This window comes from Bacillus cereus group sp. MG20, assembly GCF_040459885.1.
GTDB classification, from domain to species: Bacteria; Bacillota; Bacilli; order Bacillales; family Bacillaceae_G; genus Bacillus_A; species Bacillus_A cereus.
Genome location: NZ_JARVHF010000001.1, coordinates 1,010,203 through 1,032,247 on the forward strand (window position 1 = coordinate 1,010,203; position 22,045 = coordinate 1,032,247).

Consider the following 22,045-nt stretch of genomic DNA (forward strand, 5'->3'; position numbering starts at 1 on the left):
AGGATAGCGAACGGCTATCCTTCCCCTATATTTACATACCTATATTTACATACCTATATTTTGTTTCAAACCTTGATAACTCCCTGCATTTACAAAACCTTCACTTATAAGATTGATAAAAGTTTCCGAAAAACCATAATGACTTAAATCTTTAATCGGCACCATTTGCACATCATGAATTGGATTATGATCAAACTCGTTAGAAGGTAGCATAATTTCACCTTCAATCCTTTTAAGCAAAAACGTTATATGTAATAAAGACGGGCAAGCATCTGGTTTATCACAAACATAGAGTAGCTTCTGAATGTTAACTTCTAACCCTGTCTCTTCTCTCATTTCTCGAATCATTGCTTCCTCTAACGTTTCGCCATTCTCTGCTCTTCCTCCAGGTAAAGACCAATTTCGATTAGCCACTTTTTGCTTTACTAGCAATACCTTTTCATCTTCAATTAAAATTCCTGTAACACGAACTTGCATTACATTTTCCATATGCAATCTCCTCTTCCCATTATATTTACAAATTAACCCTTCCATAAAAAGAACATACGTTTTATAATTGAAGAAAATTATGGAAGAAAGTAGTTGTTACATTCATGCGTCCACCTTTAACAAAGTCTATATCACTTGAAGATTTCCAAAACTATTATTGGTTAAAAGCAGAACTCCAAACATTTTGTCGTGAGAATAGGTTGCCAGCTAGTGGCTCTAAGATCGAAATAACCGAGCGTATCTCACATTATTTAACTACTGGTAAAATATTAAAAAACAGCTCTGTTCAAAAGGTGAGTAAAGCTTCCCTATCCTATAAAGACCTTTCTCTTCAAACGATTATTACTAACAATCACCGCTGTAGCGAAGATGTTCGTGCTTTTTTCAAAGAAAAAATCGGAACAAACTTCCGCTTTACAGTAGCTCTTCAAAAATTTTTCAAAGAGAATGTTGGAAAAACATATGAAAACGCGATAGCTTTTTGGCATGAAGAAAACGAACGAAAAAAAGACCCTACATACAAAACAACTATCGGTACACAATTTGAATACAATCGCTTTACTCGTGACTTTTTCGAAGATCCAAATAATAAAGGGAAAGCAAAAGCTGATGCGATTGCTGCTTGGAACGAAATGAAAGCGAAGCCTGGTAGCAATATTTATGTTCCTCAAAAAGTAGAAAACTAGTTACCTCGCTAGTCTTCTACTTTCTCAAATAATAGCGCAATCCCTATCCCGCCTCCAATTCCTAATGTAGCAATTCCATATTTCATAGACTCTCTTTGTGCCTGATAAAACAAACGTGTTACAAGCATAGCACCAGATGCACCGTACGGATGACCGAGCGCAATTGCTCCACCATTTACATTTACTTTTTCGTACGGAAGTTGTAACTCTTTTGCGCAAGCAACAACTTTTGAGGCGAATGCTTCATTTATTTCAAAATAATCGATGTCCTCTACTTTTACATTCATTTCGTTTAATAATTTGTTCACCGCAAATATCGGACCAGTCCCTGGAAGCTTGGGATCCACTCCCACTACAGCACTACGAACGAAACGAAGGACAGGTTTATAACCTAACTTTCGGGCTTGTCCCTCTTCCATTACAAGAACAGCACATGCCCCATCATTTACACCACATGAATTACCTGCCGTCACTGTTCCATTTTGTAAAAATGCGGGCTTTGTTCTTTTAATGATTCGTTCATAATTCATTTCTGGCTTTATAGATTCATCTAATAATCCATTAAAAGAAAATATTTCATCATGTATATATCCTTTTTCTAACGCTTGCAGTGTCCGCTTATAACTAAGACAAGCATACTCGTCTTGCATTTCTCTCGTTATATTATAACGCTCCGCAACATATTCAGCCGCTACTCCCATGTCAGGATCACCAATTGTTTCAGGTGAAAATCGTGCTCTTTTTTGAAAAGGTGACGTACTTGTACTCTCTACTCCCCCGGCGATATAACACTTACCTGCCCCGCCTTGAATGAGATGACACGCAGTTCGAATCGCTTCTAAACCAGCACCACATTGCCGATCAATCGTTACACCAGGAATATGATAGCCAAGTCCCGCCTCTAAAGCAGATAGTCTCGCAACATTCCCTCCTGGCCCAACAACATTACCTAATATGACATCATCTATTTCCCTCTCAATCCCTTTACTTAAAAACGTAAGAAGCGGCGTTGTTAATTGCTGAACTTCATACTCTTTTAACATCCCATTCTTCTTACCAATAGGTGTTCTTTTCGCCTCTACAATGACTGCTCTATTCATATATTTCCTCCCGGTTTTCAATCATACTTTTTGCTTCCATACGAGCGATTTTCCCACTATTTGTATAAGGTATTCCATCTACAAAATGCCATTCTTTCGGTATTTTAAAAGAGGATAATCTCTGTAAGCAAAAACTCTTTAATTGTTGTTTCGTAGCACTTCCTTTTACGATCGCGACGGGCTTTTCACCCCAGTAACTATCTTTCACACCAATTACAACTATTTCATCAACAGCTGGGTGTTCATGTAATACACTTTCTATTTCTTCTGGATAAATATTGATTCCTCCAAATAAAATCATATTCTTCTCTCTACCAACAATATATATAAAGCCTTCTTCATCTTCATAGCCTACATCTCGCACTGTCATCCAGCCTTCTGCATTCAACTCCCGTGTTAAAACCCCATCTATTATGTATCCCATAAAAAACTGATCACTTTTCACATAAACAATTCCTATTTCACCTTTTTGTACTTCTTCGCCTGCTTCATTACATATTCGAACTTGCACATTATGACAAGGTTTTCCTACTGAATTTGGCCTTCTTTCGCTTTCTGCATCGACTAGTGCTGTTACAAAACTTAACTCTGATGCACCATAAAATTCATATCTTTTCGCATAAGGAAATATATTCTTTATTTTTTCTTTCGCTTCAGCTTCCCATTTCGCTCCTGACGAAATAATTTTCACTTTATTTTCTATTAATCTACTTTCTTTATATAAAGATTCAAGCATTGTCGGAACTGTATACATAACTGATATATTTTCAGTTTCTAACTTATCTAATACTTGATTTGGAAAGAACTTTCTCATAATGTGCACTTTTTGTCCTACATATAATGCACTTATTGCCCCGTATAAGAAAAGAGAATGAACGAGCGTCCCAGCTATTAAAATCGAATCCTCCCTTTTCATATGAAAGTCATGTACATTACAATCAAAACTATGAACCCACGATTGTTGTGCACGTAAAAATGCTTTTGCTGTTCCTGTTGATCCTGATGTAAATCCCATATAAAAAGGAGCATGTTGTACACTTTCTACAGTGGAATATGTAGGAAGATATTTCTCTATCATTCTTTTCCACTCATCAATTTCAATTACTCTTCCTTCTTCATCCAATAGATCATTCACCTTATATGTTTCTGTCACAATCATATCCGGATTACTAATTTCAATTCTTTCTCTGAGCTCATCTTGTTTCCACTTTATATCTAACGGAACACAAACCCACCCGGCCATAGCGGCACCAGAAAATAGTTGTAAAAACTCTATACGATTTTCTAATAGGATTGCTATCGTTTTATTCTTCGATTTTTTTTCATTTAACCAGCTTGCTACTTTACAAACTGATTCGAACCACTCTTTATATGTTAAAACTCTATCATTTTCCTTTATCGCTATTTTATTTGGTTGTAAAGAGGCATGCTTTTTATATTCTTTTGTAATCCCCATATGAGACGTCCTTTCTTTACAAAAATAATAAAAAGAAACACGCAATTAACGTGTTTCTTCCCTTTATCATCCCGCATTTGTATATTTTCCATTCTTTAAAGCGGGCGTAATAATATGTTTCAATGAACGATGTAATTTTGTTACGAGAACTGCCGCAATAATTGCTTTTATACAATCCCCTGGTAAAAACACAGCACTCACTTTCATTGTCTCCCATACAGAAACATCCATTAAGAACGCTTGTACAGTAATACCAAATACATAAACTACGAAAATACCACCAATTATATTAATACATAATACTTTTATAATAGAAACTTCACGTAAACGCTCAATTAAATAACCAATAACAAACGCCCCAATGATGTAACCAAGTAAATATCCTGCACTTGGTCCAACAAATACACCAAGGCCACCGCGTCCACCAGCAAGTAATGGTGCTCCAACTCCTACAATAAGTAAGAAAATAAGCTGACTTAACGCACCTAAACGTGATCCTAACAACCCACCCGCAAGCATAACACCGAGTGATTGCAATGTAATTGGAACTGGTGTAATAGAAAGAGCAATCGGAGGTATTAACCCTAACACTCCCATAATAGAACTAAATAAAGCGACGAAAACTAAATTTTTTGTATTCATATTTGCTTCTCCTATTTGTAAACTTAAAATTGTTTTTAGATAACATATCACAAAAATTATATTATCTTTCCACCCCTCTTTTGTCAACCGTTAATGTATTAGAGTTTACAAATAGAAGTTCACTTATTTCTCTCTATGCAAATGCTCCAGTTCTTTCCGAAGCGCCTGTTTTAAAAACTTCCCAACAGATGTTTTCGGTATTTCTTCCATAAAGACAATATCGTCTGGCAACCACCACTTCGCAAACTGTGGTTTTAAAAACTCATATATTTCTTCTTTTGTAACCGTACTATTTTTCTTTTGAACAACGCAGGCAATTGGTCGCTCTTGCCACTGAGGGTGAGGAACTGCAACGACAGCCGCTTCAAATATAGCATCATGTGCCATTAAAGCATTTTCAAGATCGACCGAAGAAATCCATTCTCCCCCGCTTTTAATAACATCCTTCGTACGGTCAACAATTTTCACGCAACCTTCCTCATCCACTGTAACAACATCACCAGTATATAACCATCCATCGCGAAAACCTTCGACAGTACGATCATCGTTATAATAGCTTTCAGCGATCCAAGGTGCTCGTAAACATAATTCTCCCATCTCAGTACCATCCCACTTCACTTCACCATTTGTACCGACTACTTTCATCTCGACACCAGGTACAAGATATCCTTGTTTGGAGCGAATTTCTAGTTGCTCTTCATACGATAATTCCGTTTCATAACTTTTTAAACGTGCAAGTGTTACGAGTGGACTCGTTTCAGTCATACCATATGCATGTATGAACGGAACATTATGTTTCTGTTCAAATGCTTTAATAACACTTTTCGGCGCAGCTGCACCTCCGCATAGTATTCTCGTCATACTAGATAAATCATAACTATTATTTTCTAACTCTTGTAATACGCCGAGCCAAATTGTCGGCACACCCGCAGCTAACGTCACTTTTTCTGATTGAATCATCTCTAATAAAATTTTCGGAGTAAACATCGGTCCAGGAAGAACTTGTTTTGATCCAAACCAAGTAGCCGCAAAAGGAAGTCCCCAAGCGTTCACATGAAACATCGGGACGATTGCCATTGCTGCATCACTTTCCGATAAAGCAGCTGTATCAGCTAAACCGAGTGCCATACAGTGTAATACAGTACTACGATGCGTATATACAACACCTTTTGGATTTCCTGTAGTCGCTGACGTATAACACATACCAGCAGGTGTATTTTCATCAATATCTTTTACAAATTGGAAATTTGGGTTGCCTTCTTCTAAAAGTTTCTCATAATGATATACAGGCTGAAGTGTAGTTTTTGGGAGCTCATCTTTATCAGTCATAACAATGTAGGCTTGTACAGTTGATAATTCGGATTGAATACTTTCAACGAGTGGTACGATATCTTCATCAATAAGTAAAATTCGATCTTCTGCATGCTGAATAATGTATGAAATATGTTGAGGAGATAAACGAATATTAATTGTGTGCAAAACAGAAGCAATACCTGGAATAGCAAAATACGCTTCCACATGCCGATGATGGTTCCACGCTAATGTTCCTACACGTTCACCTTCTTTAATTCCAAGCTTTTTCAACGCACTGGAAAGTCTTCTCGTCCTTTCCCCTAACTGCTTATACGTTAACGTTGTAACTGTATCATGCGTCCGTGAAACAATTTCTTTCTTCGAAAACAGTTTCTCTGCTCTTTCCATCATAGAACTAATTGTTAGCGGTACATTCATCATCATATTGGTTATGTCCCCCTTTAAAACGTTTTCATTTTCCGTTTATTATAACAGACTTCTACAAATGATTACGATATTTTTCTGTATTTTCTGAATTATTCCTTTGGAAATAATTCAGAAAATACCAAGTGAAAACATATTAAAATTCTTTCTTACGATATATAAATACCGAAATAACAAAAGAAAAGATATATATGATAACACCAAATATTGTATATAGCATTGAAACGTATACAGATGAATTTAAATTTGATATTGGAAATTGTTCTATTAGATAACCAATAACACTTTGTAATCCAAAATAAGTAACAAGCCCCCCGCATGCGCCTCCAATTGTAATAGCATCAGATTTTTCTGCTCCAAAAACATAGAGAAGTGGATAGGCTATTGCTCCGGCATTAAGAATGATGAACGTCCCTAAAGAAACACTCTTAAATATATCATCATCAATTGGTGTATCTGATACTAAACCATGTACATAAAATATGCCATACGATAATAAAGTACCAATAATTACAACTAAAAAATAGAAAAGGTAGTGACTTTGTACAATGTTATTTCTAGTAACCGGTAAAGTAAGTACATATTTTTCATAACCCGACTTACTCTCATACTTAATAACTTCAAGTGCAGGAATCGCAGCAAATAAGATAATGAATGTAGCAATTAAACGGTACATTGAAGCATTACCAAAATAAAAAACAAATCCCGATCCTAATATCGCCATTCCCATGAACATAAAGAAAGTTCGATACACTAGATAGTAGTTTGTCAATAATAAACCTTTCATTTATTTTTCACTCCTTGTTAATAAAACACTTATTTCTTCTAGTGAAATGGTTCTATGAGCAATCCCATTTGGTAGTTTATGCACATCTGATACAAGTACATTGAAATAAGAACCATTATTCCTTTTCACCACAACTATATCTTTGTTGATTAAAGTTAGTTGTTCCTCATCAACATCTACAATGGCATAATTGTCCAAAACTTTATCCTTTTCTTCATTCAATAAAATTTCTCCATCTTTTATCACAATAAGGTGACTAGCTATTTTTTCTACATCACTCATAATATGTGAAGAAAGTAATATACCACCGTTACTTTTATTCACAAAACTTTTTAATTCCTCTAATACCTCCTCCCTAGATGAAGGATCAAGACCTCCCGTCGCTTCATCTAGGATTAATAATTTGGCATTATGCGACAATGCAACAGCTATAGATAGTTTCATCGACATTCCACGGGAAAACCTACCTACTGTTTGATTAGTAGGTAAAGAGAAAGAATGAACTAATCGGTAAAAACTTTCTCTGTCCCAAGATTCAAACATCTTTTCAAAAACCTTATTTAGTTGTTTTATTGTAAGATGAGCCGGGAGATTCATAGCATCAAATACGACTCCAATCTTCCCCTTATTCTTGGCATCTTTATTTATATTTTCTTCACCAAATATTTTCACTGTACCACTATCTTTAGAAATTAATTCTAGTACTGTTTTAAATGTTGTTGATTTACCTGCCCCATTGTCACCAATGAATCCCACTATTGACCCTGATGGCACATTGAATGTAACATCTTTTAAAACAATTTTGTTTCCAAATGATTTACTTAAATTTTTAATTTCTAGAATGTTTGACATCATTTCACTCCTATCTTAACTTTTCATAAAAGTATGTTTGCTCCTATTAAAAATTATCCACTTTTTCTCTCACTTTCTTTTTTAGTTTGAAAATAATACGATTGCTATATTCTTTATTTTCTACTAAAATTCGATACATCTCCCACACTCCTATAACACGAACAAAAAGATAAACTCCAATAGCAATAAGTACAACACAGTACGGATAATACTGCACTAATTCTCCTGAAGTGATATGCTTTTCCTCAAACAAAAACGGTATTGCGCCTGCGGCAATAAAACAAAATCCAACAATCATCACTGCGGCATACTTCTTCTTAATAATCGCATATCTTTTTGTCAATTCTTTTAGAAAGTTTTGATCAAATAGTAGTTCTTCCTTTTTCAATACATTGTATCGACTCTCTTCTATCGTTACAGGTGCCATCATTGCTCCGATCCCAAGCACTGCAATGATAATGACAAGAAACGTAGACATTGTTGCATTTTCTTTAAATAATAAGTACGGTATTGTAGATAAAATAAGCAAGCTAAATCCTAATGCAATATATTTAGAAATTTTTTGTCCATACACTATATACCCTTCTGCCATTTCCTTACTTACATAATAACCATTTTCCTTTTCGTTACTTTGCTCAGCAGTTTCTTTTAATAAATAGTCAAGTGATACTTCAAATACATTTCCAATCATTATTAACTTTTCAGTTTCAGGAAAACCTTGACCGTTTTCCCATTTACTAACCGCTTGCCTTGTTGTGTTTAATTTCTCGGCTAATGCTTCTTGAGAAAGACCCTTTTCTTTTCTTAATTTAAAAAGCTTCTCACCAAATCCCATATGTGTGTCCCCCTTCGTTTTCTTAACTAAATTGTATGTAAACATTGCTCTTACCTCTATCTTCCTGCGGTTGCACTTTGTCAACTTACGGTTGCTATTGTGTTATATAGCGGTTTTGTATACGATTTAGCTATTATTCTTCTATGATTATGGCGTTAATAAACCACCCTCTCCCAATAACCAATTATAACAATTAAAGGTAATTATTGTTATAAAAAATCAAAAAACTCCTTTATTCATTAAAGGAGTTTTAAATATGAAATATTCCAAGAGGAGCTGTTTTTTCTTCCTCCTACTACCTCACAATTTCTTCTATATATTTTTATGTGTCATATAACGAACTATGTACAGTATATGTTTTCATCTCTTTATCTGAGGCATACTCATATATATGTAAAATATTACTCTTATTAACTACCCTAATAAAACCACTACTCAATAATCATAACGGCTTCTGCTTAAACTTTTCATAATGTCGTACTTTTAATGAAAGGATATTTCCGCAGTCTGTACAAATATAAGCATCCACCGGTGAAGATGTGAACATCGTTTCCTTTTTCCGTATTTGTGCATATCCGACAAACTCACCTTCTCCTATGTTTTGAGAACCACAATTAGAGCATGTCTGCACGGCTTTTTGTTTCATGAGAGCACCACCTTTAATCTGTTTCTACTCCCTTCGACAGTTCAATTCCATTTCCCTTCCAAAAAACTTCTTATTCCCCTACATTACAACAGGAATCTCAAAACAAAAATCGTATATGTACTATAAAATATATTTATTAACGGAGAAATTTTATGACTACTGTTATTACACTCGATATAGCAACAGAAATTGAAAATGCAGAAATTGATATGCTCTCTTCTAGATTAGAGGGACTACAAGCAATGAGTGGAAATCCAATGCAAGTGCAAATGAAAAAGTTCGGTAGTGCCACTACCTTTTCATCAAAAATAATTGCCGGTCCTGCTTTTAATACGGTAAAAGGTATTACAAATGCAGATGCGCTTGATGCAATCATTTCTTATTATGAATCACTACAAATTCCTTGCCGTTTTGAAATTACACCAGCTCAAGGGACAGCTGAATTATTTCAATACTTGTCTCAAAAAGGATTTTACCAATCCAGCTTCCATACCGCTTTATATAGTATACCGAGAGTAGATCCATCCCTGCTTCCTGCTAACATTTCAGTACGCCAACTGAAAGAAAATGAATTTCATATTTTGGCAGACATATATGTACGTGGATTTAATATGCCATCCTTTACAAAAGATGGAGTGCGCCAAAATAACGAAATTCTTTACGATAAACCAGGATGGCATTTTTTCATAGCCGAAGTTCAAAATACTCCTGCAGGCATTGGTGTCCTGTACATAAATAATGGGATTGCTTCATTAGCTGCTTCTGCTACTTTGCCAGAATTTCAGCGTAAAGGCTGTCATACTGCATTAATTCAAAAGCGAATTGAAACAGCTATTGAATCCAATTGTAATTTAATAGTTGGACAAGCAAGGTTCGGTAGCGGCAGTCAAAATAACATGGAACGTGCCCACATGAAAATTGCTTATACAAAATCAATATGGACCGCAAAAGACATATAATTTACTTTATTTCTCCTTCCGTTACATTTTTAAACATTTTATGACAAATCCTTTTCTATCCTATTAATCATTTGAATATTCAAACTAGATTTGTTACGATATTACTAGATACATCATTCAACTTGCAATATGAAAAGAGAATTCTAATCAAACTACAAGGAGGAGAAATGTATGACTAAACATGATCATGGTTTAAAAGAAAAAGTAGAAGGTGCCATTGATAAGGTAAAAGGTGAAGTAAAAGAAGTTGTTGGGAAAGTAACTGACAATAAGAAATTACAAGCTGAAGGAAAATGGGATAAGGTGAAAGGCACTGCTAAAGATACAGTTGGTAATGTGAAAGAAAAAGTACATGAATATAAGGAACATAAATAACAAAAAACACGTTAGATGCATTTTCATCTAACGTGTTTTTTATTTTACTTGATATATAATGAACCAAATAACATACGATATTTTTTTATTTCTCTATACTCTTTGTAAGTGGTTCTTTAAAGACATTTCTATTCCATACGGCAAAAATAATAAGAGAAATAATAAAGAATAAAACAAGACATATACCCAGATAATCAAAATTAACTACCTGTATGAGATTCCAAAACGGTCCCTGTAAATTATAGCTTTCAATAAGCAAAGATAATAGTTGATACCCCCCTATTAAAAAAGCCGTTATAACAGATATTGAGGTAATTAATACATTATATGAATTTCTTATTCGACTATTTTCCATTGCCCACTTATAATTCGTATTCATGAATGTACTATCTAATGTATCCATCAATGACATTCCTGCAGCAAACAAAATGGGAAAAGCAAATATACTGACAAGTGGAATAGATTGACTTGTTGCAGTTACTGTAGAAAGAGCAATTAATCCAATTTCACTCGCTGTATCAAAACCAAGCCCAAATAAAAAACCGATCATATACAATTGCTTCTGACTATCAATAAACGTAAATAAGCGCTGCGTGAAACGGTATATAAATCCCAGGTTTTCTGGCTGTTTGTCCTCTTGACTTCGTAACACTTTAATAAGGTACAACAAATTGGTAAGACCGATAATGATAAGGAATGTACTAGAAACGATTGTACCAATAATACCGCCTATAGTTGAGAAGCTCTCCATTCCATGTTTTGCAGTTTTTCCAATTAAAGCAATTAATACAATCATCACAAATACTACCGTAGAGTGTCCTAATGAGAAGTAAAATCCCACCCCCTGTGAGTTTTTACCTTTTTCAATTAATTTCCGAACAGTATTATCAATTGCGACAATATGATCACTATCAAACGCATGACGCAATCCTAAAGAATATGCAATAATAGCCATTCCGATTATGCTATTACCTTTATACAGTGCTGGTAATAATAAGAGAATTCCAAGCACATGAAGAAATATAATAATAACAAAAAAGTTAGTTGCCTTTTTCAGTTCACTTTTCCACATAGTTACTAGCCCTTTCTACTTTAAATTGAATACTTTTGAAAAAGAAAAGTGCCATAATAAAAACTACAATCGTTATAATAGTCACTAAAATAATTACAAAATTATTTAACACGTCTGTATGATTTGTAAGTGTTAACAGAGCTGGTACTGTTGCAGTAATCCAGGATTCAACGAAGCAAACAATACCTACATAAATATGAATCTTCTTTTTCAATCCATCTTGTAGGAAAAATAAAAACCAAAGGAATGCCCAAAAGAACCAAATTATTGTACTTTGCAGACTTCCACTCTCATGTAATTGATTCACTATTCCCATAACCGTTGCAATGATAGCAACCCAAAGAGAATAGTAACCTACACCTGAAGAATCAAGTTTTAATATATTCGTAAGACCAACATATAAATAAGTAAAACCAAATAAAAAAATAGTTCCATTAGATAGGATAGTCCACTCATCGGATTGACTTCCTGTAAATAATAAATATAATGGTGTCAAAGTTTGTAATGCCCCTACAAATAAATTAAAGTATCCTACACTTTTGCTATCAATGAGTTTAAAAGCTGCTAGTGAATTCATAAATAGAACTGCACCGACAAACAATAATCCCACATTAGTCATAGCATCCCCTTCCCTTACTTAATATTTTCGATAGGATGTTAGTTCTTCATGTAGACAATTCTCTCTAACAAAACGATGACACTGAAAAAATATAGACTCGATATCCTCTGTATTATGGCTAAGTATGCGTATGACAAAGCCTTTACATGGTGTAGAAGATATTCCAATTTTCATATTGTTAGTGTTAGATAGTGATGTTTTCAATGCTGCAATTAAATCATTTGTAATGTTCTCATTAATAACTATGAAAGTACCATAATGGGAATATTGATTTAATATTCCCATTTGATCTAACGACTCTTTGAAAGGGTTTAACAATAGATGATCGTATACTACAAGTTTATTTTCCATATATATTTTTGTTAACGAATCAAAATATTGGTATGTGAACTTCTCCATATTTGGCGACCAACCAGGCGTAACTGAATCGCATAAAATCAATGTAGAATTATTTTGCATATATATATTTGTTTTTTGCTTATATGCTGCATCCTTGTACATAATTAACGGGTCTGGTAGATATTCCATAACAGCATTCTCACCAATATAAAAATTCAATTCTTGCAAAGCATAACTATTTGGAGTCTTGTACACTTTCGTTGCCGATTGGCTTGTTATATATATTTTCGCATCTTTACCAACATTTATATTTATAGAATAGAAATCTCCTTTTAAATAGCCTCCACCAGAATTCATAATATAGTAATATGCTCTACCATACTCGTCCAAATATATTGGCTGCGTTACTTTTAAGGCATCTTTATGATAAACCTTAATAGGTACGGTTTTATGTCTCTTTTCCATCACATCAATATTTAAGACACCTGTAGGGGATTTCATTTTTTCAATCCTTCTAACATAATGTTTTGTCGCATCCAATTTATTAATTCTTGTAAACCTTCCTCATCCTTCAAATTTGTAAAAAAGTATGGTTTATTATGTCGGTAATTTTTCGTATCCTGCTCCATAACTCCAAGATCAGCCCCTACATAAGGTGCCAAATCCGTTTTATTAATCACAAATACATCAGATTTGATCATTCCTTGTCCACCTTTACGCGGAATCTTTTCTCCCTGTGCCACATCAATAATATAAATTGAAAAATCCACTAGCTCCGGACTAAATGTGGCAGCTAAATTATCACCCCCACTTTCAATAAAAATAATATCTAAATTATTATGTCTCATCATAAGTTCTTCAATTGCTTCAAAATTCATAGAAGCGTCCTCTCGAATTGCTGTATGCGGGCACCCTCCTGTCTCTACACCAATAATTCTATCTTCTGGTAAAACACCTGTTTTCAATAAAATTTTTGCATCTTCTTTCGTATAAATATCGTTTGTAATTGCTGCAATTTCATAATCTGTATTTAGATGTTTTGTTAACTTTTCAACTAACATTGTTTTCCCAGCACCTACTGGGCCACCGATACCAATTCTAATAGGCTTTATCATTTTATTTTTTCCTCCCTATGACATGAAGACCCTTACATTTACATCTTCATGTTGCATTTGATTTATTTCGAATTCAGGATCATTCAATCCAAAATCCTCTAATGAAAGTATTTGAATTCTATCAATAGATTCACAGATTAATTCATGGCATTCTTGTAATAGTTTTTGACCATCTGTTTGTCCAAGAGGAATGGCTCTCACACCGTTTTGAATTATACTTCCAACACTTGAGTATAAGAAAACTAAGAGCGTTTCTTCTATTGTCATTTTCAATTCCGCCCCTAATATTCCGTATACGATACTCGGATGACCTTGTAATTTATTACCCATAATATTTTCTTTATATATATTTAAATTTACAAATGAGAACAATTCACACAATAATTTAGAAGTACTTTTACTAATCATTCTATTTGCTTTTCTACATTCAAAAGGCAGTGTTTGTGCTGTTATTAAATCATCTAAAAATGTAATTTGTTCTCTCTCATTAGTCTTAATTGCTTCGTAAGTATATTTGCAAATTAAGCCATCCGTGTATGTTAATTGGACTTTTATATATCGATTAACCCATTTGAAAAATTCGGCTTTATTTGTAACTTGTCCCTCTTGAATAAACGTTTCTAATCCAAAAGAGTGACTAAAACTTCCTGTTGGGAAGTTCGAATCACTAATTTGGAGTAGGTTAAGTAAGTTAAATATGTTTGTGTGAAGCATGCTTGAATGGTTTTGGTAATACTCTATTTTCTTTTTGATAAGGAACACCTTCCTTTTTAAGTAAATCTTCTACTAAGTAGTCATTTGCCAAAATCATGCACCCTTCATCGAATTGTGCCGGTAAATGTCTATTTCCTAAGTTATGAGCAATAATTCCCATTTCTTTTATTGATGTTGGAGTAATTACAATCACCTCTTCTGGTAATACTTCAATATATACAATTCGATTTTCATCTTCATATAAAATATCACCGTTCTTTAATGTTCCTCCACTATCTAAAGACACCCCAATTTCAAAACCAGATTCTGAATATAATTTCTGAACCCTCTTCAGTAAAAGCTCACTAGAAATCGATATTTTATCAAGATGCTTTTTTGTATTTGAGAAATCATTCATATTACATACGTTGTTATTAATTTTTTCAATAATCATTTTATCTCCCCCGTTATATCAAAATAAAAAATATCTTTGAGCCATAGGTAGTATATCTACTGCTTCACACGTGATTACTTGTTCATCAACTTTAACTTCATATGTCTGCGGATCTACTTCAATTTTTGGTGTTGCATTATTTAGTTTCATATCTCGCTTCGAAATCTCTCTCGTATTTTTAACAGGTAATACAACTTTATTTAAACCTAATTTTTCTTTAATATTATTCTCATAAGCTACTTTCGATACAAATGTAATCGAACTTGACTGTACTGCTTTTCCATATGCACCAAACATCTTTTTTTCATAATATGGTTGTGGGGTAGGAATCGAAGCATTCTCGTCTCCCATTAATGCCATCACTACCATCCCGTTTTTCAAAACCATATCTGGCTTAACACCGAAAAATTGTGGATCCCATATTACAAGGTCTGCATACTTTCCTACTTCAATAGAGCCAACATATTCTGAAATCCCATGTGTAATAGCTGGATTAATTGTATACTTAGCTATATAACGTTGAATTCTATTATTATCGTTATATTCTTTATCTCCCTCTAAACTACCAATCTGCTTTTTCATTTTATCAGCAGTTTGCCAATTGCGAATAATAACCTCGCCAACCCTTCCCATCGCCTGTGAGTCAGAGCTAATCATGCTGAAAACCCCTAGATCTTGCAAAATATCCTCTGCCGCGATTGTTTCTTTTCGAATCCTTGAATCTGCAAACATTACATCTTCTGGAATATTCGCTTTTAAATGATGACATACCATGAGCATATCTAAATGTTCATCCAGCGTATTCACTGTATATGGCAAGGTCGGGTTCGTTGAAGATGGTAAAATATTATTCAGCGCAGCAATCTTTATAATATCTGGTGCATGCCCACCTCCAGCTCCTTCAGTGTGGTACGTATGAATAACACGATTATCAATAGCTTTTATCGTTTCTTCCACAAAACCACATTCATTTAAAGTATCCGTATGAATAGCGACTTGAATATCATATTTATCAGCAATCTGTAACGAGTGATTAATTGCTGAAGAAGTCGCTCCCCAATCTTCATGGATTTTCAATCCGATAGCCCCTGCAAATATTTGTTCTTCCAGGGCAGGTAGACTTGAACTATTTCCTTTCCCTAAAAACCCAAGGTTTACAGGAAAAGCTTCTGCTGCTTCTAGCATTTTTCTTAAGTTCCAAGATCCAGGTGTTATTGTAGTTGCCTTAGTCCCTTCTGCCGGTCCTGTTCCCCCACCAATTAAAGTTGTTATACCTGAAGCTAATGCTGTATCAATTTGTTGTGGGGATATGAAATGCACATGTGTATCAATACCTCCAGCTGTAACGATTTTCCGCTCACCAGAAATTACTTCCGTTGATGTTCCAATGATGATATCAATGTTATCCATAACTGAAGGATTACCACTCTTACCTATTGCTGAAATCTTTCCATCTTTTATACCAACATCCGCTTTATATATTCCTGTATAATCAATAATAATTGCATTGGTAATAACAACATCCACAACCCCCTGTTCTCTTGTAAGTTGTGAATTTTGTCCCATACCATCCCTAATTGATTTTCCTCCACCAAAGACAGCTTCATCACCATATACAGTGGCATTTCGATCAACATGTGCGAACAATTGTGTATCCGCTAAACGAATAGAATCTCCTGTAGTTGGACCATATAAATCAGCATATTGTTTACGTGACATCTTAAAACTCATGCTATCTCCCTCTTTTTGTGTAAGATTGAATATCGCCATCCACTTTATTTTTAAATCCATATACTTCTTGTTCCCCTGAATATGGAACTAATTCAATCGTTTTTTCATCTCCAGGCTCAAATCTTACCGCTGTACCCGCTGGAATATTTAAATGTCGTCCAATTGCTACACTTCGATTGAATTTTAACGCCTCATTCACTTCATAAAAGTGGTAATGAGATCCAATTTGAATAGGTCTATCTCCCTGATTTAGCACTTTGACTTTCGTTGCTTTTTTATTTCCATTACATACTATGTCTTCTTTCGCAAGGATATATTGCCCTGGAATCATAACATTCACTTCCTTTAATGAATTGGTTGATGAATAGTTACTAATTTTGTTCCATCAGGAAAAGTTGCCTCAACTTGAATATCTGATATCATGTCTGCAATACCATCCATAACATCTTCAGCACTTAAAATGGTTTTTCCAAGCTCCATTAATTCCGCTACATTTTTACCATCTCTTGCTCCTTCCAAAATTTCATACGTAATAATAGCGATACTTTCTGGATAGTTTAACTTAAGCCCCCTCTCCTTTCGTCGATAAGCTAAATCAGCCGCAACAACTACTAGCAGTTTATCAATTTCTCTTGGCGTTAATCTCATTACAATCTTCCTTTCTGAAGTATTTTAAAACTAAGAATATTCTAAAAATAAAAGGTGTATTTTCAATGTCCTTTCCGTGTTTTCTCCATGTTTTTTTGCTATCAATCAAATAAAAAAAAGAGCCCATCGGCTCTTTTTTTATTTTCCTTCATTCTTCTCTAACACGTATAAATCTTCTTCGATATTCGTTAATTTCTCACTTACAAGCTTTCTTGCATCTCCAATTGCTTGATTATATGCAAACGGTCCAACTAATTTAATCATTTCTTCTATTAAACGCTCTGCTTGGAAACGTCCAATTTCATCTAAATCTTCTTCCATAAAAAATTGCTGAATTTGTGCTACAAGTTCTTCTTTTTTATCATTTGGTATTTTTATATTCATCATCGTTGTTACTCCTCTATATTTAAGATAGTATCTTCCTTAACTCTACCATAGAAAAACGATTACCAGGACAGCTTTTTGTAACTCCTTCTAACTCTCTATGACCGAGTATATTTTCTTTCTTTATAGCAAATTGCTTCATAAACAGTTTACATAAAGAATATAATGCATTCACTTGTGCAGGAGTTGGATCGTATTTATCGAAATTTCCCGTCATACATATTCCAATTGTATGGCGGTTATGGTCTTTCGCGTGCGCTCCAATATGTAAACCTCGTCCTTCCACTACAGTTCCATCCTTTTCGATAAAATAGTTGTAACCAATTCCGCTCCACCCCCTTACAGTTTGATGAAATTCATGCGTTTTATACACGTCCCATCCATCTTCAGCTGTATGGTGAATAATCAGTTTGTTTACTTTTTCTAAAGGAACTAATTCATCTTGAAATGTTAGATTGACACGTTTAATTTCCATTTGAACTGCCTCCTCTTAAAAATCAATCATAATAATCGTTTTATCATCTGGCCTTATTCTCTTTTCCGCTTCTAGCTCTTCAATAATTGCTATATATTCGTTTATACCATTCTTTCTTATATATGCAACAGTTTGTTCTAATGACCAATCTGGGTGAAATAACCCGTCTGAACAAATAAAAATCCCACTCACTTCATCTGTATGTAATTCACCATGTTGTAAATAATGTATCGCTTCTTTCATTCCATTTGCAACTGAATAACCATTTGGCATATTTGCAAGATAACGATTGTATTTTAACTGTTCTCGAACATCTTGAAAAACATATTCTTCTGGTACAGATAACCCTTTTTTACGATCTTCTTCTCTCTTCTTTTTTGCTCGTTTACTAATTCCTTCAACTGTGTCTTTCGTTAATACTTGCATCGTTCCATTTTGAAAAGTTGCGACAATCATACAGTCCCCAAGCTGCGCATATTCAATTTTCTCACCAACTATTTGGACTGCCGCGATACATGTGCACCACAAATGCTCTTTTTTTCTCGTGTCTACTTCATATTCTAACATTTTGCTTTGCAATGCTTCATTTGCTTTGGCAACTGCAAATTGTAAACTATGATTCTCTCGTAATGCAGTAAAATAACTTGCAAATAAATGCGAAGCGATGTATGCTCCATTATGTCCCTTTTCATCACGAAACGGGACAAGTGGTGTTGCACCGTCACATACACCATAAATCTTTTTTTCTTTATTACAAAAATAAGAATCCTCACATTCTTGCTTCAACGGGCTTTTCTGTTGATATGTTTTTATCTTCACAACTGTATCCCCTTTCAAATGATAAAATACTCAAATTCTTTTGATTAATCTAATTTACCTAAATAAACTGTTTTTACCCAAAACTTTCAATATCATATATAATCTTGAAATAATATGAATTTTTCAGTGAAGGACGGGAAAGAAATGGTCAGATTCCTTGGTGTTATTATCGGTTCTATTATTATTGCGGTTGCCTTTAATCTTTTCCTTATCCCCCACAAAATTTTAAGTAGTGGAATTGGCGGAATTGCTATTATTTTAGGGATTGTAACCCCTGTAAACACAGGCATTATTAACTTTGTATTAAACTTACCTATCCTTATTTTAGGGTACATAGGTCTTGGAAAAAAAGTAATTTTTAACACAGTTGTCTCTGTAGTTGTATTATCTGTTGCATTATATTACGTTCCAGTAAAAGTCGTAGCAACAGATCCATTGTTATCTTCTATCTTCGGAGGTGTAATCGCCGGAGCTGGTATTGGTCTTGTTTTTAACTGTAATGGATCCACTGGTGGATTTGATATTATCGGTATGCTTTTATCCCGCAAGCGAGACATTAAACTTGGCGGATTCCTTATTATTTTAAATGCAGTCGTTGTAATAATCGCAGGATTCTTCTTCACCTGGGATGTTGCACTTACAAGCTTACTTTCAATTTATGTAACTGGTAAAGTAATTGATGCTGTTCATACAAAACATCGTAAAGTTACACTTATGATTGTAACAAATGAAGCAGAAAAAATGAAAAAACAACTTCTTTCAACTGTTGTACGTGGAATAACGTTACTTGATGGCGAAGGTGCTTATTCAAGCGAGAAAAAGCGTGTACTTATGACCGTCGTTTCTCGTGAAGAATTAGCAAGTATGAAACTAACAATTTCTGAAATCGACCCGAATGCTTTCGTTAATATTACAGAAACTGTAGAAGTGTTAGGACTTTTCAGAAGAAGTTAAAGACTAGGTGGGAATCCACCTAGTCTTTATTTTGCATAAATTCAATTCGGTTTCCAAATGGATCTGACACGTAAAATCGAATTACATCTGGCCGTGCATAATCATCAATCACTTTAACACCTTGCTCTATAAGTGTTTGCTTAAATTCATTAATTTCATTCACATAAAAAGCTGGATGAGCCTTTTTAGCTGGTGTAAAGTTCCGCTCGACACCAATATGGATTTCTTGATTTCCGCATTTAAACCAACATCCACCTCGTTTTTTCAACTCTTCTGGCTTTGGAATTTCTTCCATACCAATCGTATTCCCATAAAAATCACGCGCCTCTTCTTCACACCCTACAGGTGCAGCTACTTGCACGTGATCAATCCCTTGAATATAATTTTTCATTTTCTCTCCCCCTCCTCTACCCTAATGTTATACGGAAAACAGCCGTCTGTAACTTACAAAAGGTTTATAAAACAATATAAGCTCCCCTTATTACCATCCTGCATTCACCTTGCAAAAAATAAAAAAACAAAATTTATTCTATAACTTCCATTTTTTATAGAAATACACATTACATCTATATTATAGTTATGAATAGACAAATCTTTTTAGATGCTATTTGTACGGAGGAACTGTTATGAGTCGTAAAAAATATTCACCAACTCAAAAAAAACGTCATCCGAACATTTCTAGACGTTTGCGAAACCATATACAAGATCGTTCATTAACAGAAATGTACGCATCTCTGTTCGAACACAATCCTGATAGTATTATTTCATTAAATTTAGAAGGAGTTATTCTACATATAAATCCTTCTGCCGAAAGAATATTAGGTTACACTTCTTTAGAATTAGAACAGAAAAATATTACCTCTATTTTAGAAGCCCATATTTCTGAGCAAGTATTGCAAAATATAAAGAATACTGAAGCGGATAATCAACAAGAGTATATCTTATCTATTTATCATAAAAATGGATTCTTATTAGATGTTGTGACAAAACTAGTTCCTATTTTTGTTCAAAATCGTCTTACTGGCGTATATGCTATTATGAAGCCGCTTGAAAAATCAGAAAGAATTGAGAATATGCTAAAAGAAAGTGAGAAGAGATTACGTACATTAGTAAACTCCATGCCTGCGTTTGTTATTTTTAAAGATCATGAAGGGCGCTGGCTTGAGGCAAATGACTACGCACTTTCTTGCTTCAATTTCCATCATGTACCTTACCACGGGAAAAAAGATAGCGAACTCATTCAATATAATGAAGCATACCGAGAAGCTTTTTTACATTGTGAAGAAATCGATGAACTAGCATGGCAACAAAGACAAATTCTTCATGGCGAGGAATTTATTATACATAGAGATGATTTCGATCTAATCTTAAGTATATCAAAAGTTCCGCTTTATCATCCTGATGGTTCTCGCAAAGGTCTTATCGTGATGGGGAGAGATGTTACTGAGCTAAAAGAAACTGAAAAGTTACTACGAAAATCAGAGAAGCTCGCAGTAGTCGGACAACTGACAGCTGGAATTGCCCATGAAATTCGAAATCCACTCACTTCTCTAAAAGGTTTTCTAACGTTGCTCCTCCCTGAAATAAGTGAGGAGCAGAAATGGTATATCGATGTTATGTTAAGTGAGATTTCACAAATGGAATCCATCACGAGTCAATTTATGGCGATGTCTAAGCCACAAGTATTATCTATCCAAACTTGTAACATACAAACTTTAATTGAAGAGGTAGTTACATTTATTTTACCGACTGCAATTATGCATAGCGTTCATATCATCATGGATCATTTTGATTACGTATATGATATTCAATGTGACGGTAACCAATTAAAACAAGTGTTTATAAACATATTAAAAAATGCGATAGAAGCAATGCCAAATGGCGGAAATATTTTCATCCAAACAAAACCATTAGAGGATAATTTCATCTTAATACGAATTATCGATGAAGGTTGCGGCATTCCTGAAGATCGTATCTCCCGTCTAGGCGAACCTTTTTATAGTTTAAAAGAAAAAGGCACAGGACTAGGATTAATGATGTGTTACAAAATAATTGAAGAACATCATGGTAGATTACACATTTCAAGCGAATTAAATAAAGGTACGATTGTTGATATTGAGCTACCACTTTCTTCATCTCATCTTGCAATCCAGTCTTAAATAAAAAAGAAGCATCTGC

At 34.3% G+C, this 22,045-nt stretch carries 27 protein-coding genes; 5 read left to right on the forward strand and 22 right to left on the reverse strand.

Features of this window, described 5'->3' with window-relative positions:
- Positions 1-45 precede the first annotated feature (45 nt).
- Positions 46-489 (reverse strand): NUDIX hydrolase, encoded by a 444-nt coding sequence (locus QCI81_RS05060; protein WP_071731632.1) that lies wholly within the window; start codon positions 487-489, stop codon positions 46-48.
- A gap of 104 nt (positions 490-593) precedes the next feature.
- Between QCI81_RS05060 and QCI81_RS05065 the strand changes: the two genes are divergently transcribed.
- The gene (locus QCI81_RS05065; protein ID WP_071731633.1) at positions 594-1,175 is read left to right on the forward strand and encodes a DUF6434 domain-containing protein; all 582 of its coding nucleotides are present in this window, start codon (positions 594-596) and stop codon (positions 1,173-1,175) included.
- 8 nt (positions 1,176-1,183) lie between these two features.
- Here the strand turns inward: QCI81_RS05065 and QCI81_RS05070 are convergent, their stop codons facing one another.
- The 8 genes from QCI81_RS05070 to QCI81_RS05105 all read right to left on the reverse strand — a co-directional run bounded on the left by QCI81_RS05070 (position 1,184) and on the right by QCI81_RS05105 (position 9,230).
- Positions 1,184-2,275: an acetyl-CoA C-acyltransferase gene (locus QCI81_RS05070; protein ID WP_071731634.1), complete on the reverse strand. Its 1,092-nt coding sequence runs from the start codon at positions 2,273-2,275 to the stop codon at positions 1,184-1,186.
- On the reverse strand, positions 2,268-3,731 hold the full coding sequence (locus QCI81_RS05075) for an acyl-CoA synthetase (RefSeq protein WP_071731635.1): 1,464 nt from the start codon (positions 3,729-3,731) through the stop codon (positions 2,268-2,270). The genes QCI81_RS05070 and QCI81_RS05075 overlap by 8 nt, the downstream gene beginning before the upstream one ends.
- Positions 3,732-3,797: 66 nt before the next feature.
- Positions 3,798-4,373, reverse strand: a complete 576-nt coding sequence (locus QCI81_RS05080; RefSeq protein ID WP_001093334.1) for a biotin transporter BioY — start codon at positions 4,371-4,373, stop codon at positions 3,798-3,800.
- A 123-nt stretch (positions 4,374-4,496) separates the two neighbouring features.
- Entirely contained in the window at positions 4,497-6,110 is a 1,614-nt protein-coding gene (locus QCI81_RS05085) for a long-chain fatty acid--CoA ligase (RefSeq protein WP_071731636.1), read from the reverse strand.
- Between the two features lie 136 nt (positions 6,111-6,246).
- The gene (locus QCI81_RS05090; protein ID WP_065224097.1) at positions 6,247-6,897 is read right to left on the reverse strand and encodes an ABC-2 transporter permease; all 651 of its coding nucleotides are present in this window, start codon (positions 6,895-6,897) and stop codon (positions 6,247-6,249) included.
- Positions 6,898-7,749, reverse strand: coding sequence for an ABC transporter ATP-binding protein (locus QCI81_RS05095; RefSeq protein ID WP_071731637.1), 852 nt, complete (start codon positions 7,747-7,749; stop codon positions 6,898-6,900).
- 46 nt (positions 7,750-7,795) lie between these two features.
- Entirely contained in the window at positions 7,796-8,584 is a 789-nt protein-coding gene (locus tag QCI81_RS05100) for a helix-turn-helix domain-containing protein (protein ID WP_071731638.1), read from the reverse strand.
- A gap of 442 nt (positions 8,585-9,026) precedes the next feature.
- Positions 9,027-9,230 (reverse strand): hypothetical protein, encoded by a 204-nt coding sequence (locus QCI81_RS05105; protein WP_000810194.1) that lies wholly within the window; start codon positions 9,228-9,230, stop codon positions 9,027-9,029.
- Between the two features lie 152 nt (positions 9,231-9,382).
- On the opposite strand from QCI81_RS05105, the gene QCI81_RS05110 reads away from it, so the two are divergent.
- Together QCI81_RS05110 and QCI81_RS05115 are read left to right on the forward strand one after the other, a co-directional pair.
- Entirely contained in the window at positions 9,383-10,189 is an 807-nt protein-coding gene (locus QCI81_RS05110; RefSeq protein ID WP_071731639.1) for a GNAT family N-acetyltransferase, read from the forward strand.
- A gap of 171 nt (positions 10,190-10,360) precedes the next feature.
- Positions 10,361-10,564 carry a CsbD family protein gene (locus QCI81_RS05115; protein ID WP_000160408.1) on the forward strand — a complete coding sequence of 68 codons (204 nt, stop codon included), beginning with the start codon at positions 10,361-10,363 and terminating at the stop codon, positions 10,562-10,564.
- Between the two features lie 85 nt (positions 10,565-10,649).
- On the opposite strand, the gene QCI81_RS05120 is transcribed toward QCI81_RS05115, so the two are convergent.
- The 12 genes from QCI81_RS05120 to QCI81_RS05175 all read right to left on the reverse strand — a co-directional run bounded on the left by QCI81_RS05120 (position 10,650) and on the right by QCI81_RS05175 (position 18,931).
- Positions 10,650-11,636, reverse strand: coding sequence for a HoxN/HupN/NixA family nickel/cobalt transporter (locus tag QCI81_RS05120; RefSeq protein WP_071731640.1), 987 nt, complete (start codon positions 11,634-11,636; stop codon positions 10,650-10,652).
- Positions 11,623-12,255: an AmiS/UreI family transporter gene (locus QCI81_RS05125; RefSeq protein WP_048655778.1), complete on the reverse strand. Its 633-nt coding sequence runs from the start codon at positions 12,253-12,255 to the stop codon at positions 11,623-11,625. The genes QCI81_RS05120 and QCI81_RS05125 overlap by 14 nt, the downstream gene beginning before the upstream one ends.
- Before the next feature lie 18 nt (positions 12,256-12,273).
- A complete protein-coding gene (locus tag QCI81_RS05130) occupies positions 12,274-13,095 on the reverse strand; it encodes an urease accessory protein UreD (protein ID WP_071731641.1) in 822 nt (273 codons plus the stop codon).
- Positions 13,092-13,709, reverse strand: a complete 618-nt coding sequence (gene ureG / locus QCI81_RS05135; RefSeq protein ID WP_016080654.1) for an urease accessory protein UreG — start codon at positions 13,707-13,709, stop codon at positions 13,092-13,094. The genes QCI81_RS05130 and ureG overlap by 4 nt, the downstream gene beginning before the upstream one ends.
- Before the next feature lie 15 nt (positions 13,710-13,724).
- Positions 13,725-14,423 (reverse strand): urease accessory protein UreF, encoded by a 699-nt coding sequence (locus QCI81_RS05140; RefSeq protein ID WP_048655781.1) that lies wholly within the window; start codon positions 14,421-14,423, stop codon positions 13,725-13,727.
- Complete coding sequence (locus QCI81_RS05145; protein WP_071731642.1) at positions 14,401-14,856, reverse strand: urease accessory protein UreE; 456 nt, start codon at positions 14,854-14,856, stop codon at positions 14,401-14,403. The genes QCI81_RS05140 and QCI81_RS05145 overlap by 23 nt, the downstream gene beginning before the upstream one ends.
- Positions 14,857-14,874: 18 nt before the next feature.
- Positions 14,875-16,587, reverse strand: a complete 1,713-nt coding sequence (gene ureC / locus QCI81_RS05150) for an urease subunit alpha (RefSeq protein ID WP_071731643.1) — start codon at positions 16,585-16,587, stop codon at positions 14,875-14,877.
- A 1-nt stretch (position 16,588) separates the two neighbouring features.
- A complete protein-coding gene (locus QCI81_RS05155; protein ID WP_016080650.1) occupies positions 16,589-16,918 on the reverse strand; it encodes an urease subunit beta in 330 nt (109 codons plus the stop codon).
- Between the two features lie 14 nt (positions 16,919-16,932).
- The gene (locus tag QCI81_RS05160; protein WP_001241328.1) at positions 16,933-17,235 is read right to left on the reverse strand and encodes an urease subunit gamma; all 303 of its coding nucleotides are present in this window, start codon (positions 17,233-17,235) and stop codon (positions 16,933-16,935) included.
- 138 nt (positions 17,236-17,373) lie between these two features.
- A complete protein-coding gene (locus tag QCI81_RS05165) occupies positions 17,374-17,622 on the reverse strand; it encodes a DUF2164 domain-containing protein (protein WP_000981064.1) in 249 nt (82 codons plus the stop codon).
- 19 nt (positions 17,623-17,641) lie between these two features.
- Complete coding sequence (locus QCI81_RS05170; protein ID WP_000403999.1) at positions 17,642-18,094, reverse strand: peptidoglycan recognition protein family protein; 453 nt, start codon at positions 18,092-18,094, stop codon at positions 17,642-17,644.
- Between the two features lie 15 nt (positions 18,095-18,109).
- On the reverse strand, positions 18,110-18,931 hold the full coding sequence (locus tag QCI81_RS05175; RefSeq protein ID WP_144465632.1) for a protein phosphatase 2C domain-containing protein: 822 nt from the start codon (positions 18,929-18,931) through the stop codon (positions 18,110-18,112).
- Positions 18,932-19,057: 126 nt separating this feature from the next.
- Between QCI81_RS05175 and QCI81_RS05180 the strand changes: the two genes are divergently transcribed.
- Positions 19,058-19,867 (forward strand): YitT family protein, encoded by an 810-nt coding sequence (locus QCI81_RS05180; RefSeq protein WP_000251344.1) that lies wholly within the window; start codon positions 19,058-19,060, stop codon positions 19,865-19,867.
- A 19-nt stretch (positions 19,868-19,886) separates the two neighbouring features.
- On the opposite strand, the gene QCI81_RS05185 is transcribed toward QCI81_RS05180, so the two are convergent.
- Positions 19,887-20,258 carry a VOC family protein gene (locus QCI81_RS05185; protein ID WP_000800772.1) on the reverse strand — a complete coding sequence of 124 codons (372 nt, stop codon included), beginning with the start codon at positions 20,256-20,258 and terminating at the stop codon, positions 19,887-19,889.
- Positions 20,259-20,493: 235 nt separating this feature from the next.
- Here QCI81_RS05185 and QCI81_RS05190 point away from each other — a divergent pair, with 235 nt between their 5' ends.
- On the forward strand, positions 20,494-22,026 hold the full coding sequence (locus QCI81_RS05190) for a BA3702 family sensor histidine kinase (protein WP_000087652.1): 1,533 nt from the start codon (positions 20,494-20,496) through the stop codon (positions 22,024-22,026).
- The last annotated feature ends 19 nt before the right edge of the window (positions 22,027-22,045 follow it).